16 protein-coding genes are annotated in these 15,315 nt (G+C 72.0%); 9 read left to right on the top strand and 7 right to left on the bottom strand.

Annotation, left to right across the window (positions count from 1 at the left end; translation table 11 throughout):
- Window positions 1–78 precede the first annotated feature (78 nt).
- Genes ACYSUO_RS01425 through ACYSUO_RS01405 form a run of 5 tightly spaced genes read right to left on the bottom strand, consistent with a single transcriptional unit; the run spans window position 79 to window position 3,942 of the window.
- A complete protein-coding gene (locus ACYSUO_RS01425; protein ID WP_461774364.1) occupies window positions 79–750 on the bottom strand; it encodes an alpha/beta fold hydrolase in 672 nt (223 codons plus the stop codon).
- On the bottom strand, window positions 713–1,009 hold the full coding sequence (gene catC, locus ACYSUO_RS01420) for a muconolactone Delta-isomerase (protein ID WP_461774112.1): 297 nt from the start codon (window positions 1,007–1,009) through the stop codon (window positions 713–715). The genes ACYSUO_RS01425 and catC overlap by 38 nt, the downstream gene beginning before the upstream one ends.
- Window positions 1,010–1,015: 6 nt before the next feature.
- Window positions 1,016–1,870, bottom strand: a complete 855-nt coding sequence (gene catA, locus ACYSUO_RS01415) for a catechol 1,2-dioxygenase (RefSeq protein ID WP_461774111.1) — start codon at window positions 1,868–1,870, stop codon at window positions 1,016–1,018.
- A 43-nt stretch (window positions 1,871–1,913) separates the two neighbouring features.
- On the bottom strand, window positions 1,914–3,017 hold the full coding sequence (locus tag ACYSUO_RS01410; RefSeq protein WP_461774110.1) for a mandelate racemase/muconate lactonizing enzyme family protein: 1,104 nt from the start codon (window positions 3,015–3,017) through the stop codon (window positions 1,914–1,916).
- Between the two features lie 16 nt (window positions 3,018–3,033).
- Complete coding sequence (locus ACYSUO_RS01405) at window positions 3,034–3,942, bottom strand: LysR substrate-binding domain-containing protein (protein ID WP_461774109.1); 909 nt, start codon at window positions 3,940–3,942, stop codon at window positions 3,034–3,036.
- A 227-nt stretch (window positions 3,943–4,169) separates the two neighbouring features.
- Here ACYSUO_RS01405 and ACYSUO_RS01400 point away from each other — a divergent pair, with 227 nt between their 5' ends.
- Complete coding sequence (locus ACYSUO_RS01400) at window positions 4,170–4,547, top strand: VOC family protein (protein ID WP_461774108.1); 378 nt, start codon at window positions 4,170–4,172, stop codon at window positions 4,545–4,547.
- 10 nt (window positions 4,548–4,557) lie between these two features.
- Here ACYSUO_RS01400 and ACYSUO_RS01395 read toward each other — a convergent pair whose 3' ends face one another.
- Both ACYSUO_RS01395 and ACYSUO_RS01390 read right to left on the bottom strand, forming a co-directional pair.
- Complete coding sequence (locus ACYSUO_RS01395; protein WP_461774107.1) at window positions 4,558–5,580, bottom strand: hypothetical protein; 1,023 nt, start codon at window positions 5,578–5,580, stop codon at window positions 4,558–4,560.
- 138 nt (window positions 5,581–5,718) lie between these two features.
- The gene (locus tag ACYSUO_RS01390; protein WP_461774106.1) at window positions 5,719–6,360 is read right to left on the bottom strand and encodes a TetR/AcrR family transcriptional regulator; all 642 of its coding nucleotides are present in this window, start codon (window positions 6,358–6,360) and stop codon (window positions 5,719–5,721) included.
- Between the two features lie 83 nt (window positions 6,361–6,443).
- Between ACYSUO_RS01390 and ACYSUO_RS01385 the strand changes: the two genes are divergently transcribed.
- The 8 genes from ACYSUO_RS01385 to ACYSUO_RS01350 all read left to right on the top strand — a co-directional run bounded on the left by ACYSUO_RS01385 (window position 6,444) and on the right by ACYSUO_RS01350 (window position 15,276).
- A complete protein-coding gene (locus ACYSUO_RS01385; protein ID WP_461774105.1) occupies window positions 6,444–7,424 on the top strand; it encodes an aldo/keto reductase in 981 nt (326 codons plus the stop codon).
- Between the two features lie 163 nt (window positions 7,425–7,587).
- Window positions 7,588–8,463 (top strand): universal stress protein, encoded by an 876-nt coding sequence (locus ACYSUO_RS01380; protein ID WP_461774104.1) that lies wholly within the window; start codon window positions 7,588–7,590, stop codon window positions 8,461–8,463.
- Between the two features lie 212 nt (window positions 8,464–8,675).
- Window positions 8,676–9,443 (top strand): crotonase/enoyl-CoA hydratase family protein, encoded by a 768-nt coding sequence (locus ACYSUO_RS01375; RefSeq protein ID WP_461774103.1) that lies wholly within the window; start codon window positions 8,676–8,678, stop codon window positions 9,441–9,443.
- Window positions 9,440–10,585 carry a CaiB/BaiF CoA transferase family protein gene (locus tag ACYSUO_RS01370; protein WP_461774102.1) on the top strand — a complete coding sequence of 382 codons (1,146 nt, stop codon included), beginning with the start codon at window positions 9,440–9,442 and terminating at the stop codon, window positions 10,583–10,585. The genes ACYSUO_RS01375 and ACYSUO_RS01370 overlap by 4 nt, the downstream gene beginning before the upstream one ends.
- A gap of 23 nt (window positions 10,586–10,608) precedes the next feature.
- Window positions 10,609–12,288 (top strand): class I adenylate-forming enzyme family protein, encoded by a 1,680-nt coding sequence (locus ACYSUO_RS01365; protein WP_461774101.1) that lies wholly within the window; start codon window positions 10,609–10,611, stop codon window positions 12,286–12,288.
- Window positions 12,285–13,187, top strand: a complete 903-nt coding sequence (locus tag ACYSUO_RS01360; protein WP_461774100.1) for an acyl-CoA thioesterase — start codon at window positions 12,285–12,287, stop codon at window positions 13,185–13,187. The genes ACYSUO_RS01365 and ACYSUO_RS01360 overlap by 4 nt, the downstream gene beginning before the upstream one ends.
- A 105-nt stretch (window positions 13,188–13,292) precedes the next feature.
- Entirely contained in the window at window positions 13,293–14,450 is a 1,158-nt protein-coding gene (locus tag ACYSUO_RS01355; protein ID WP_461774099.1) for an acyl-CoA dehydrogenase family protein, read from the top strand.
- Window positions 14,451–14,517: 67 nt separating this feature from the next.
- Window positions 14,518–15,276: a 3-hydroxyacyl-CoA dehydrogenase gene (locus ACYSUO_RS01350; RefSeq protein ID WP_461774098.1), complete on the top strand. Its 759-nt coding sequence runs from the start codon at window positions 14,518–14,520 to the stop codon at window positions 15,274–15,276.
- Window positions 15,277–15,315 lie beyond the last annotated feature (39 nt).

Genomic DNA, 15,315 nt, shown 5'->3' with positions numbered 1-15,315 from the left:
GCTCGGAGCTGCTCCAGCTGGTCGGGGCGGGCCGTCCGGGCGTTTTCGCGGTGGTGTCGGGCATGGCGTGATCATATTTCAGCGGGCGGGGCCGCGGCTCAGGTGCCCCCGCAGCGCGTCCAGCAGTGGTGCACCCGCTTCGGCGGCCAGATGACCGCACTCCAGGACTTCCAGTCGGCCCCGCGGGACGCCGGCCGCGAGTTCGTGGGCATGCGGAAGCGGTGTCGCCACGTCCTGCGAACCGCCCACGACCAGTGTCGGCGCGGTGATGTCCGCGAGGCGGTCGCGCAGGTCGTACGTGGCGAGGGCGTCGCAGCAGGCCGCGTAGCCCTCGGGGTCCGTCACCGCCAGCGCGTCGAGCAGGCGGCGACCGGAGCTCGTGGTGGCGAAGGACTCGTCGCCGAACCAGCGGCCCGGAGAGGTCGCAAGCAGCGGAGCCATGCCCTCGTCGCGGACGAGGAGGGCCCGGTCGTGCCAGGGGCCGGGCGGGCCGAAGTGTGCCGAGGAGCAGACCAGGGCCAAGGATGCGATGCGGTCCGGGTGATGGGCGGCGAGGTGGGCTCCGACGGCGCCGCCCAGAGAGATGCCTGCGTAGTGGAATTGGGGGACGGGCCGAGGACGAGCGGCGGCCCGTCGGCCGGACCGCTCACCTCGTGGTGCAGCAGGTGCCGCCCCGGCCTGCCCTGGCGTCGCACCTCGGCGGTGCCGGCCGTCATTGCCCCGGGCCCCCGGCGGCGAGGTCCGACGGATGCTGGGCCAGCGGTGTCACCTCGATGGACATGAAGGGGAACAGCGGGAGGTTCCACAGGATGCGGTGCAGTGCCTCGTTGTCGGCGACGTCGAAGACGCTGAGGTTGGAGTACTGGCCGACACACCGCCAGATGTGCACCCACTCACCGGACTTCTGCAGCTCCTGGCAGTAGGCCTTCTCGCGGGCCACCAGGTCGGCGCGGTCGTCCGGCGCGAGGTCGCGCGGGATGTCGACGTCCATGCGTACGGCGAACAGCATCGTGCATCACGCCTTGTCGAGAACGAAGTCGTACGTCACCTCGCGCCCGTCGCCCGCGGCGACCGGCGTCGGATCGAGGATCAGCTCGGGCTTGACGGCGTCCGCGATGTCGTCGGCCACGTGCTCGCCGCCCTTGAAGTACAGCTGGGTGGTGACGAGTTGGTGGCCGGGCGCCGACACCTTGAGGTGCAGATGGGCCGGGCGCCAGGCGTGCCAGCCCGCGGCCGAGATGAGCTTGCCGCAGGAGCCGTCGGTGGGGATCTGGTACGGGGCCGGCTGCACCGTGTGGATCTTGAAGTTGCCCTGCTCGTCGGCGGCGACCGTGCCGCGCAGGTTCCACTCCGGCAGGCCGGGAGCGTACTGGGAGTAGAAGCCGTCGTCGTCGGCGTGCCACATCTCGATGGTGGCGCCCGGCAGCGGGGTGCCGTCCACCGTCCGCACCTGGCCCTGGAACAGCAGCGGTGTGCCGCCCTCGTCCTCGCGCATCGGCAGGGTGGCCTCGGCGGGCAGCTCCGGGGCGTCGGGGACGTAGTACGGGCCTTCGATGGTGCCCTTGCTGCCCTCACGGTTCTGGTTCGCGACCTCCTCGACGACGTGCTCGACCCACACGTCGAGGAACAGCGGCCACTCGCCGTCCTCGCCGACCTGGATCAGCCACGACTTGAGCGCGTCGTACTCGGCGTAGGTCACCTTGTGGCGCCGGATGATGTCGTGGGTGGCGCCCAGGAGTTCGGAGACGAGGGTGTTCACCCGCCCGGTGTCGGCGGCCGGGGCCCCGGCGCGCTGCTTGCTGCGGAACTGCTCGGTGGCCGCGTTGCCCGATGCGGCGGCCGTGGCCTGCTCGGTGGCGGTGTCGGTCATGGTGTGTCCCGTCCTTGATGGAGTGGAGGTGTCGTGGGGTGTGTCAGACGTCCTGGCGGTAGCGGGCCAGCTTCTCGGGGTCGATGTCGATCCCGAGGCCCGCGCCCTCGCGGACGCGCAGCGTCCCGTCCGCGACGGTGAGCGGCTCGGTGAGCAGGTCGTCGGACATGTCGAGGAAGTTGGAGAGTTCGCCGGCGTGCAGGGAGGAGGTGCGGTGGGCGGCGCCGAACGCGACCGAGCACAACGTGCCGATCTGCCCGTCGATCTGATTGCCCATCACCACCTCGACGCCGAGGCCCTCGCACTGGTGCAGCACCCGCTGGGAGGCGGTGAAACCGGTGCGGGCGGTCTTGATGCTGATGGCGGTCGCCGAGCCGCCGAGCAGCTCGCGGGTGACCTCGGCGGCCCGGGTCGCGCTCTCGTCGGCGATGAAGGGGACCTGGCTCTGTGCGACGAGCCACCGCCGGCCCAACACGTCGTCGGCGGGGCAGAGTTCCTCCGCGAACGTCAGGTCCAGGTCGGCCATCTCGCGCAGGGCGCGGGCCGCGTCCGACGGCGACCAGCCGCGGTTGCCGTCGATGTAGAGCTCCACGTCCGGGCCGAGGGTCGTACGCAGCGCCCGGCAGGCGGCGACGTCCTCGGAGTACGGGTTGCGGCCGACCTTCACCTTGAAGGTGGTGATGCCGTACGTGTCCCGGATCCGTTCGGCCTCGGCGACCATCGCGTCGGCCGGGGCGAAGCCGACCATGTGGCTGACGCGCATCCGGTCGCCGAAGCCGCCGAGCAGTCCGGACACCGGCAGTCCCGCGTGCTGGCCGAGCAGGTCCCACAGGGCCATGTCGACGGCGGCCTTGGCGGCCGGGTTGCCCACGGTCCGGTCGAGGCGGGCGTGCACCGCCTCCCGTTCCAGGACGGTGAGTCCGAGGATCTGCGGCGCGAAGATCTTCTCGATCACCGCGACGACGGACTCCTGCGTCTCGCCGTACGTGTAGGGGCGGGGCGGCGCCTCGGCGGTTCCCACCAGGCCCTCGTCGGTGTGCACGCGGACCAGCACATGGTCGGCGGTGTGCACCTCGCCGCTCGCGAACCGCAGCGGCTTGACGTAGGGAATGGCAAAGGGAATGGCCTCCACCTTGACGATCTTCATGTCATTCCCCCGGTGCTCATAGGGTTTCCTCGGTCTCTCGTGCGAACAGGTCGTGCCGCTCCAGGACGTCAAGGAGCTGCCTGATCAGTGGTGTCTCGTCCTCGCGGCGCCAGGCCAGCGCCAGCGGCACGGTCAGCGCGTCCTCGATCGCCCGGCACACCACGCCCTCGCGGGGCGCGGAGCGGATCGAGGCGGGCAGCACCGCCACCCCCAGACCGGCGGCGACCAGGGCGAGCGCGGCCGAGGTCTCGGTGACCTCGTACGCGCGGTGCGGATAGAAACCCGAGGCCAGGCAGGAGCGGACGACGGCGTCGTTGACGACGGAGCCGAGCGTCGCGCCGTACATGATGAAGTCCTCGTGGCGCAGCTGCTCGACGCGGATGTCCTGGGCGTCGGCGAGCCGGTGGCCCTCCGGTACGGCCGCGATGAGCGGTTCGTCGGCGATCAGCCGGTGCGCGATGCCCTCCTGGCGGATGGGCGGGCGCAGCACGCCGACGTCGAGGCGCCGCTCGATGAGGCCGAGCTCCTGGGCGGGTGTCAGCATCTCCGTGTGCACCTCCATCCGTACGTGCGGCATCTCCTGTTTCACCAGCCGTGCCAGGGACGGCAGTTGGCGGTACGAGGCGGACCCGGTCAGACCGACCCGGAGCACCCCCTCGACGCCGGTGGCGAACCGACCCACGCGGGCCACCGCCTCGTCGACGGACGTGAGGATGCGCTCCACATCGGTGCGGAACACCTCACCCGCGCCGGTCAGGGACACCTGCCGGGTGGTGCGGGTGAACAGCTCCACACCCAGCTCCGTCTCCAGGCGGCGGATCGCCTGGGAGAGCGGCGGCTGAGCCATGTGCAGCGCCTGCGCGGCCTTGCCGAAGTGACGTGTCTCGGCGACGGCCGCGAAGTAGCGCAGGTGCCTCAATTCCATCCGACTGCCCCTTTGTTGCGGTTCGGCGGGGCCCTCGTTGCGCTTCAGCGTAGGGAGCGGACCCCATACCCCACAAATATCTTGTTGCAGGCTATTGAGAGGACCGCGATATCAATACCGCCTGGGGCGGCACCCCTGGGACAGCCCGGGCGGGAATGTCCGGGGGGCGACTCCTCCAGAGCTGTGATCACCCCTGGAGCGGGCATGCCCGGATCTATGCTGACGTCATGCTGACGTTCACCGATGTCATCCTCGACTGTCCCGACCCGTGGAAGCTCGCCGGGTTCTACGCCGAGCTGCTCGGCTGGGAGATCAACACCGGCATCAGCACCGAGGAGTGGGTGAACCTGCGCAACGACGGCATCGAGCTGTCGTTCCAGCGCGTCGAGAACTACCGGCCGCCCAGCTGGCCCGGGCAGGAGCACCCGCAGCAGTTCCACCTCGACTTCGAGGTCGACGAGTTCGAGCCCGAGGGGCGCCGGGCGACCGAGCTGGGTGCCACCTTCCAGAAGAGCTTCGTCGGTGAGGAGGGTTACGGCTGGCAGGTCTATCTCGACCCGGCCGGGCACCCGTTCTGCCTGTGCCGCAACCGGCCCCGGGGCTGACGGGCCGACCTCACTCGTACATGACGTACGACGGGCGCGGGCGGAGGCCGAGGACCTGGTCGGGGGTCATCAGGTGGGTGCCGCCCTCGGTGTCCTCGTCGAGGAACAGCTTGAAACCGGTGTGGAGCCGGTCGGGCATCTTGTCGACCAGGCGGTCCCAGGTGTGCCGCTTGAGCTGGGGGCTGCCTATGCCGTCGGCGCTCTTGATCACGGCGACGCCCTCGGGGACGTCGAGCGCCGGTTCGTCGTGGACGACCGACTCCGCGACCTGGTGGTAGACGAACGCCTTCTCCGGCAGGTCGTGGCGGTCCACGAGCGAGGCGAGATGGTCGGCGATCCGGGTGAGTTCGGGGCCGCTGGTGTGTCCGTAGGTGTCGCCGGGGATCTGGCCGGGATCCATCTCCCACTCGGGGTCGAGCGCGATGCCTACGTTCGGGTGGGCGAGCCACTTCTCCAGGGCCTTCAGTTCGTCGAGGGGGTCCGCGCGGCCCGGCTGGATGTTGAGCAGCAGCAGCGCCTTGTGCCGGCGTGCGGCCTCGTGGAAGGTGCGGATCGTCGCGTCGGGCGTGCGCGTGCGGTACGTGCCGTCGGGGCCCGCGCCGGGGTTGGCGACGGTGGCGAGCAGTTCGAGGACGGGCAGCACACGGCGGCCGTCGGCGTACGCGCGCCCGCGGCGCTCGAGCTCCGTGACACGGTCGTCGAGGTCACCCGTGCCGAGCCGGCCGAGCGCGGTCGCGCCCGGCAGCCCGCAGTAGCCGACGAGCCGGTGCTCGGGGAACAACCGGCGCCCGCCGCGCGGCAGTTCGGGGCGGTGGTGGGTCGGGCTGGGCGAGGGGGAGCGCGGGGACTTCGAGGGTCCGCGTGCCGCCTTTTCGGTACCGGAGGGCCGGTCGCCGGCCCCGGACGTCCCGCATCCGCCGATGAGCGCGGCCGCGGAGGTCGCCCCCGCGGCGAGCAGCACCCGCCGCCGCGAACCGCCCGCCCCGGGGTCCGTGCTGTCATCGCGGCCGGCGTTGTGACCGACTGTCCGCATCTGGCCTCCCCACGCAGTGATCATCGTCCGTGGGGTGCCTTGCCGACGTGTGCGGGGCGAAACGTGTGCCGGTGACGCATGCGGTGCTGATCAGCCACTCAGTTACGTGGCCACGTGGCCGCGGGCGGGTGTGTGAGGCTACATCGACGCGGCCCCGGTGTCCGTGTCCGTCTCCTCGTACGGGCGCAGCGCGTCCACCACCAGGTCGAGCAGCGGTCCGACGCGGTCCGCGCGGTCGCCCGCCGTCGTGGACAGGAACACGCCGAGCAGCATGGTGATCACGTCGTCGGCGGGCACGTCGCCGCGCAGCGTGCCCGCGCGCGACCCGGCGTCCAGGAACGAGGCGGTCGCCGCGGTCAGACGCTCCCGGGTGTTCGCCGTGACACCACGTCCGGAGGCCGGGGCGAGGGTGAGGCTGCCGGCCATCGCGCGCTTCGTCGTGACGAGGTCCGCGTATCGGTCCATCCACGCCCGCAGCGCGTCCTGCGGGGGCAGCTCGCCGAGCAGGGGCTCGACGGCATCGGTCACGGCGTCCAGCTCGGCGGAGTAGACGGCCTCGACGAGGGCCTCGCGGGTGGGGAAGTGCCGGTAGAGGGTGCCGATGCCGACCCCCGCCTCGCGGGCGACCGCCTCCAGCGCCACCGTCGTGTCGTCCCGGGTGAAGGCGGCACGGGCGGCGGTGAGGAGTCTCTCCCGGTTGCGGCGCGCGTCCGCGCGGGCGGGACGGTCGGCCTTGCCCCCGCTGGGCGTCGGGTTCGGGGCATTCGTGGACGCAGGCAAAGCGGAGGCTCCTCCGGTTGTGCTACCTTCGACGTAACGGAGGTTCCTCCGTTTCCTCTATCTTCGCACGAGGCGGGATTCCCATGACCTCTTCCGCGTCTTCTTCGGCTTCTTCTCCCTCTGCTTCCTCTCCTGCCGCCGTCACCGCGAACGGCACCCCGCGCCCCGGCGGCACCGGACGGCTCCTCGGCCGGGACGTCTCGCGCCTCGGATTCGGCGCGATGCAGCTGCCCCGCCTGGACCCGGACCGTGCCGCGGCCGTCGCGCTGCTGCGCCGCGCCGTCGAGCTGGGCATCGACCACATCGACACCGCACAGTTCTACGGGGACGGCTTCTCCAACGAGGTCATCCGCGAGGCGCTGCGCCCCGAGGACGACGTCCTCGTCGTCAGCAAGGTCGGCGCCACCCCCGACACGGGCGGACCGCACGGGCTGCGGCTCGCCCAACGGCCCGATGAACTGCGGGCCGGCGTCGAGGACAACCTCAAGAGCCTCGGCGTCGACCAGGTCCCGCTGGTCAACCTGCGCCGCGCCGAGACCGGACCCGGACTGCGGGCCGAGGGCGACCAGGTAGTCGACATCGACGACCAGCTCGCCGTCATGACCGCCCTGCGCGACGAGGGCAAGATCGGCGCCATCGGGCTCAGCAACGTGGGCATCGACGAACTGCGCCGGGGCCTGCCCGCAGGGATCGCCTGCGTACAGAACGCCTACAGCCTCGTGGCCCGCGGCGACGAGGAGATGCTGCGGCTCTGCCTCGCCGAGGACATCGCCTGGGTGCCCTACTTCCCGCTGGGCAGCGCCTTCCCCGGCATGCCCAAGGTGACGGACGAGCCCGCCGTCGCCTCGGCCGCCGAGGCTCTGGGCGCGTCCCCGGCCCAGGTCGGCCTCGCCTGGCTGCTGCACCACGCCCCGAACGTCCTGCTGATCCCGGGTACCGCCAACGCCGACCACCTCGCGGCGAACGTCGCGGCGGGCGCGCTCGCCCTCGACGCGGCGACGCTGGCCGAGCTGGACGCGGTGCCGACGCGATCCGGAGACATCGAGATCGAGGGGAACGAGTGAGCGGTTGACGGCGGCGGGCACGCACGCCGCCGAGCGGGCGGGACTTTGAAGGCAGGCCCGCAGGGCTCCCACCCGCCCCGCCGTGCGAGGGGCCGCTCCCCGAGTCAGGCTGGAGAGCGGAGCCACGCAGGCAGGACGGCAGAGCCGACGAGGGAGCGCACACATGGCGGGCCACGTGCTGGTCGGGGCCGATGGATCGGATTCGAGCCTTGAGGCGGTCGCGGTCGCCGCGCACGAGGCGCGGCGGCGCGGACTCGGCGTGCGCGTCCTGAACGCGTTCACCTCGCCGATGGTGAAGATTCGGCACGGCTCGTCGTCCGAGGACACCCCTGAGGCGGGCCTGCGCCGACGGGCCGAGGAGATCGTCGCGGAGGCGGTCGAGCGGGTCCGCGCCGAGGAGCCCGGCCTCGCCCCGGTCGAGGGCGAGGTCGTCACGGGCGAAGCGCTCACCGTCCTGGCCGCCCGTTCGCGCGACGCCGACCTGATCGTCGTCGGCAGCCGCGGCCTGGGCGCCTTCTCCGGCCTGCTGATCGGCTCGGTCGCCGTGCACCTCGCCGCGCACGCGGACTGCCCGGTCCTCGTCGTACGCGGCCGGGCGCGGCCGGAGGGCCCCGTCGCGGTCGCCGTCGACGGTTCGGACGCCGCGAAGACGGCGGTCGAGGAGGCCTTCGACAGTGCCGCGCACCGCGGGACGGACCTGCTCGCCGTGCACGTGTGGAACACCTGGAGCGGCACGGGGCCCGCGGGCCCCGGCGGCCCCGCGCCGCTCTGGTACGACACGGACAAGCTGCGCGAGGACAGCGAGCAGACGCTGTCCGGGGCGCTGGCCGCCGGGCGGATCCGCCACCCCGATGTCGAGGTGGAGGCCCGCTCGGTGCACGGCCGGGTGCGCCCGAGCCTGATCGAGACCTCGCAGGAGGCGAGCCTCCTCGTGGTCGGCGCGCGCGGCCGGGGAGGTTTCCAGGGGCTGCTGCTCGGCTCGGTCAGCCAGGCGTTGCTGCACCACGCGGACTGCCCGGTCCTCGTCACGCGTCGCTGACGGCCCGACAGTTCCCTCCAGGCGGCCGCGCGGCGTGAACATCCCTGCCGTACCCCGGAATTGATCACGGGTCTGGACAGCCCGGCACCCACCCTCGTAGCTTAACGAATGTTCAATGCGGGGTGGGCGAGGCCGAGCCGTGCCGGGCGGAGCGGTCGTCGACCGCTCCGTCGCAGCGTACGCAGTCCGCGACCCACTCCGGGAGCTCCGCAATGACCGACGCCGTGCTCAGCGAATTCCGTGCCGACGGGATCACCGTCATCACGCTCAACCGCCCCGAGGCCCGCAACGCGGTCAACCGTGTCGTCGCGGAAGGCGTGGCCGCCGCGCTCGACGAACTCGACCGCAGGGACGACCAGGTGGTCGGCGTGATAACCGGCGCGGGCGGCAGCTTCTGCTCCGGGATGGACCTCAAGGCGTTCCTCACGGGCGAGACCCCGAGCATCGAGGGGCGCGGCCTCGCCGGCATCACCGAGGCGCCGCCGCGCAAGCCGGTCATCGCAGCCGTCGAGGGATACGCCCTGGCCGGCGGCTGCGAGATCGCGCTCGCCTGCGACATGGTCGTGGCGGCGGGCGACGCCAAGTTCGGGATCCCCGAGGTCAAGCGGGGGCTCGTCGCCGCGGCGGGCGGGCTGCTGCGGCTGCCGCGGCGCATCCCCTACTCCGTCGCCCTCGAGATCGCCCTGACCGGCGACTTCCTGGACGCCGACCGAGCCCACACCTACGGCCTCGTCAACCGGGTCACCGAACCAGGCGCCGCACTCGACGGCGCTCTCGCGCTCGCCCGCGCCATCGCCGCCAACGGGCCGCTCGCCGTCCGCGCCACCAAGGAGATCGTCGCGAACGCGCCCAACTGGGCCGCCGACGAGGAGTGGCAGCGCATGCGGGAGATCGCGGGGCCGGTGATGGAATCCGACGACGCGCGTGAAGGGGCCCGCGCCTTCGCCGAGAAGCGCGCCCCGCGCTGGACCGGCCGGTGAGCGCCGGTCCGCTCACCGGGATACGCGTCGTGGAGCTGGGCGGCATCGGGCCCGCCCCGTTCTGCGGGATGCTGCTCGCCGACCTCGGCGCCGAGGTCATCAGGGTCGACCGCCCCGCCGAGGCCGGGAAGGACAGCCCCCACCCCGTCATCCTGCGGGGCCGCAGCTCCGTCGCCGTCAACCTCAAGGACGCCGAAGGCGCCGCCCTCGTACGGGAGTTGATCGGACGCTCCGACGCCGTCATCGAGGGGTTCCGGCCCGGCGTCGCCGAACGCCTCGGCCTCGGCCCCGACGTCCTGCTCGCCGCGAACCCGAAGCTCGTATACGGACGGATGACCGGCTGGGGGCAGGACGGCCCGCTCGCCCAGGAGCCGGGGCACGACATCAACTACATAGCCGTAGCAGGGGCGTTGCACACCATGGGGCCCGCCGACGGAGACCCCGTGCCGCCGCTCAACCTCGTGGGCGACTTCGGCGGGGGCGGCATGCTGCTCGCGCTCGGCCTCGTGAGCGCGCTGCTGCACGCCCGCACCAGCGGCGTGGGACAGGTCGTCGACGCCGCCATGACCGACGGCACCGCGCTGCTGCTCGCCATGACGTACGGGTTCCTGGCCAAGGGCGGCTGGCAGGACCAGCGCGGCGTCAACATGCTCGACGGCGGCGCCCCCTTCTACGCCGTGTACCGCTGCGCCGACGACCGGCACGTAGCCGTCGGCGCCATCGAGCCGCAGTTCTACGCGGCACTGCTGCGCGTCCTCGACCTCGAAGGCGACGAACGGTTCGCGCGCCAGCACGACCGCGCCAACTGGGCGTTGATGAAAGACGAGTTGGCGCGACTCTTCGCCACGCGCACCCGCGACGAATGGGCTCGCGCCTTCGACGGGCAGGGCGCCTGCGTGTCCCCGGTCCTGTCGCTGAACGAGGCGCCCGAGCATCCCCACAACAGCGCCCGCTCGACCTACCGGCGCGGCCCCCACGGCGGCCCCGAACCCTCGCCCGCGCCGCGTTTCACCACCACACCACCCGGCGAGCCCGCCCCCGCCCCGCGCGTCGGCGCCGACACCACGGAGGTCCTCACCACGCTGGCCGGGCTCGCCCCCGACGACATCGACACACTCCGCGAGAAGGGAATCGTCGGTTGACGACGCGCTACGTGCCCCCGGGCATGCCCCAGAGCCTCCGTTACCCCGACGCCGCCGTCGGTGACCTGCTCGCCGGAACCGCCCACCGCCACCCCGACCGCACCGCCCTGCGCGACGGCGAACTCGCCTTCACCTACAGCGAGTTGTACGACACCGCGCTGCGGCTGGCCGCCGGACTGCGCGCACGGGGCGTCGGGCGAGGCGACGCCGTCGCGCTGCACCAGCCCAACTCGGCCTGGTTCACCGCCTCGTACTACGCCATCCTGCTCGCCGGCGCGGTCGTCGTCCCCCTCAACCCGGCCCTGCCGCCCGCGGCGCTGCGCGAGCAGCTCGACGAGGCGCGCGCCGTCGCCGCCTTCACCCACCCGGCGACCGCGCCCGCGCTCACAAAGGCCGCCGCACCGGGCGTCCGCCTGACAGTCCTCGTCCCGGCGACGGCCACCGCGCCCGCCGCCGACGGGGGCGCCGAGCCCGGCGGCGTACCACTTGAAGAGCTGCTGGCGGCCGAGCCGGGGGAGCGGGTGGCCGTCACCGGGGACGATCTGGCGCACCTGGCCTTCACTGGAGGCACGACAGGGCGCTCCAAGGCGGTCCGCGTGCTGCACCGCAACGTCCTGGCGAACGCCCTGCAGATGGCCTGCTGGCGCGGCGCCGCCGTGCCCGGCACCGACAGCGAGGGCCGGATAACGCTCGAATCCGTGCCCGCGGCCCGGACCGCGCACACCCTGAACCCGGGCGAGGCCACCGCCGTGGCGCTCGCCCCGCTCTTCCACGCCATGGGGCTCGTCGGCCAGTCCGTCAGCGTGGCGGTGGCCAGCACGGTCGTGATGGCGGGCCGCTTCGAACCCCGCCGGTTCGCGCGGCTCATCGAGGAGCACGGTGTCACCACCGTGCCCGGCTCGCCCGCCCTCTTCCACGCCCTGCTCGCCCTGCCCGGCGTCGAGGAGCTCGACCTCTCCTCAGTGCGCAGCGTCAACTCCGGCGCCGCGCCCGTCGACACGGACACCATGCACCGCCTCGCCACGCTCTTCCCGAACGCCACGATCGTCGAGGGATACGGGCTCACCGAGGCCACCATGGCGCTCGCCGCGCACCCGCTGGTGGACGACAACCCGGTGCCCGAGGGTAGCGTCGGCGCCCCCGTCTTCGACACCGAGGTCGAGATCAGGGACCTCGGCTGCGGCCCCGCCCTGCCCGTCGGTGGGACCGGCGAGGTGTGGGCGCGCGGCCCGCAGATCACCGACGGCTACCAGGGCCACCCCGACCTGACGGCCGAGCAGTTCCAGGGCGGCTGGCTGCGCACCGGCGACCTGGGGCGCGTCGACGAGGACGGCTGGCTGTACCTGGTCGGACGGGCCAAGGACATGCTGATCTACAAGGGGTACAACGTGTATCCGACGCCGCTGGAGGACCTGCTCCACCGGCACCCCGCCGTCGCGGGCGCCAGCGTCATCGGCGCGCCGCGTTCCGGGGTCGGCGAGATCCCCGTCGCGTACGTCGTGCCGCGCTCCGGACATCGGGGCGGCCCTGAACTGGCCGAGAAACTCATGGCGTTCGTGGCCGAGCACGTCGCCCCGTACCAGCGGCTGCGGGAGATCCACTTCCTGGACGCCCTCCCGGTCTCGGCCGCCGGGAAGATCCTCAAGACGGACCTGCGGCAGCGGTACGCGGCCGCCGACGGAGCGGGAGTGGCACAGACGTGAGCGGCGGCATGGTCGACGAGGCGACGGCCCGGGACGCGTCCGAGGGGACGGACATCGCGGCCCCGGTAGCCCTCGGTGAGCTGGGGAAGGGCAGACACGTCCAGGTCGAGGCGACCGGCGACGGCGCCTACGAGGGGTACTGCCATGCCGGCCGCGCGGCCGCCCGCAGCTACGGCGGCGCCGTCCTCGCCCAGGCACTGGACGCCGCCCGGCGCAGCGTGGACGCGGACCGGGTCGTGCACTCGCTGCACGCCTATTTCCTGCGCGCCCTGTCGCCCGAGCGGCCGGTGCGCTTCACGCCCGAGGTGGTGCGCGACGGGCGCAGCTACTCGATGCGGCAGGTGACCGGCGTCCAGGACGGCAAGGAGTCCCTTGCCATGAGCGTCTCCTTCAAGCAGCCTCAACCGGGCGGCAGTTGGCGCCAGCCCGGCATGCCCGACGTGCCGGGCCCCGAAGGGCTGCGCGAAGGCTGGACGCACCGGCCGCACGACCATCCGCTGTACACCTCGACCGCGTACCGCGAAGTGCCATTGGAGCGCGACCCCGACGCCGGACGCATCGACCGTTACGTCTGGATGCGCACGGTCGGCGCCATGCCCGACGATCCGGGCCTGCACGCCTGCGTCCTCGCCTACATCTGCGACGCCCCGCTCGCCCCCACCGCCCTGGTGGCCTACGGCGAACCACGACCCCGCGGCATCGCGCTCGCCTCGCTCGACCACGCCATGTGGTTCCACCGCCCGGCGCGCGTCGACGAGTGGCTGCTGTTCGCGTGCCACAGCGTCGTGGCCGGTGACGGCAGGACCCTGGCACAGGGGCAATTCTGGACCAGGGACGGGGAGTTGGTCGCCTCGGTCACCCAGGAGGCGCTCCTCCATGTGCCGCGCGGGGTCTCGTGACGCGCGGGTGCAAGGTCCATGGGGCCGTGTTGTCAGGACGGGTTGTCAGGTCCCGTCGGGCCGACGTAACTTAACGATCGTTCTACACAGGCAGAAGGGGCCGCTGTGCGCCGTACGCTGTTCAACGAGGACCATGAGGCGTTCCGCCGGATGCTGCGGGACTTCATCGCCAAGGAAGTCACCCCCGTCCACCAGGAGTGGGAGGAACAGGGGCATCCGCCGCGCGACTTCTACCGCAGGCTCGGAAAGCTGGGCGTACTCGGCATCCAGGTGCCGGAGGAGTTCGGCGGCGCGGGCGAGGCCAGCCTCAAATTCGCGGCCGTCGCGGTCGAGGAGACGACGCGCGCCGGTGTCACCTTCGGCAACTACTCGGTGCACTCGAATCTGATCCTGCCGTACCTGCTGACGTACGCCACGCAGGAGCAGAAGGAGCGTTGGCTGCCCGGCTTCGCTTCCGGCGACCTCATGACGGCGATCGCCATGACCGAGCCCGGTACAGGGTCCGACCTCGCCAACATCCAGACCAGGGCCGAACGCTCCGCCGACGGAACGCACTACGTCCTCAACGGCGCCAAGACGTTCATCACCGGCGGCGCCCTCGCCGACCTGGTCCTCGTCGTCGCGCGCACCGCGCCCTACGATCCCGAGGACCGTCGTGGCGGCCTGTCGATCCTCGTCGTGGAGTCGGCAAGCGAGGGCTTCTCCGTCGGCCGCAAGCTCCAGAAGATCGGGCTCAAGGCCTCCGACACCGCCGAACTCGCCTTCGTGGACGTCAAGGTGCCGGCCGAGAACCTGCTGGGCGAGGAGGGGCAGGGCTTCTCCTACCTGTCCCACAACCTCGCCCAAGAACGCCTGATGATCGCCCTCGGCGGCTCGGGGACGGCCGCGGCGGCGCTGCGCTTCGCCACCGACTACGTGAAGGAACGCACGGTCTTCGGCAAGCCGGTCGCCCACTTCCAGAACACCAAGTTCGTGCTCGCCGAGTGCGCCACCGAGGTCGAGGCCGCGCAGCTGATGGCCGACCGAGCCCTCGAACTGCACGACGAGGGCGAGCTGTCCGTCGCCGACGCCGCGAAGGCGAAGCTGTTCTGCACCGAGGTCGCCGGTCGCGTCATCGACAAGTGCCTGCAACTGCACGGGGGTTACGGCTACGTCACCGAGTACCCGATCGCCCGCCTGTACGCCGACACCCGTGTCTCGCGCATCTACGGCGGCACCAACGAGGTCATGAAGACCATCATCGCCAAGTCGCTCGGCCTCTGACCCCTCTCTCCTTCTCCACTGCCCCTACGTACGACGTACGACTGCCACGACGAACAAGGGACCTGCCATGCAGATCGACGCCCAGTCCTCCGCCCTGATCACCGGCGGCGCCTCCGGCCTCGGGCGCGCCACCGCCGAGCGGCTCCTCGCCACGGGCGCCAAGGTCGTCATCTTCGACCTGCCCACCTCCGACGGGGCGAACGTCGCCAAGGAGATCGGCGCCACCTTCGTCGCCGGCGACGTCACCAGCGAGGCCGACGCCACCGCCGCAGTCGATGCCGCCGTCGCGCTCGCCCCTCTACGTGTCGCCGTGAACTGTGCGGGCATCGGCTCCGCCGGGCGCACCGTCGGCAAGGAGGGCCCGTACGTCCTCGACACCTTCCGCAAGGTCGTCGAGATCAACCTGATCGGCACCTTCAACGTCATCCGCCTCGCCGCCCAGGCCATGACCGGCAACGAACCGGTCGAGGGCGAACGCGGTGTCATCGTCAACACCGCCTCCGTGGCCGCGTTCGACGGGCAGATCGGCCAGTGCGCGTACTCGGCGTCCAAGGGAGGCATCGTCGGCATGACGCTGCCCATCGCCCGCGACCTCGCCCGGATGAACATCCGCGTGATGACCATCGCGCCCGGCCTGTTCGAGACGCCGCTGCTCGGCAGGCTGCCGCAGGAGGCCAAGGACTCGCTCGGCGCGCAGGTGCCGCACCCGGCCCGCCTCGGCCAGCCGGTCGAGTACGCGCACATGGTCGAGTCGATCGTCACCAACCCGATGCTCAACGGCGAGACCATCCGCCTCGACGGCGCCATCCGCATGGCCCCCAAGTAGGCCACCCGCAGACCGTGCCAACCCGCTTACTACGTTGAG

Source organism: Streptomyces sp. UC4497, from assembly GCF_054871485.1.
Note: the sequence above shows the minus strand (reverse complement) of the source record. Positions and strands in the feature narration are given on the sequence as shown.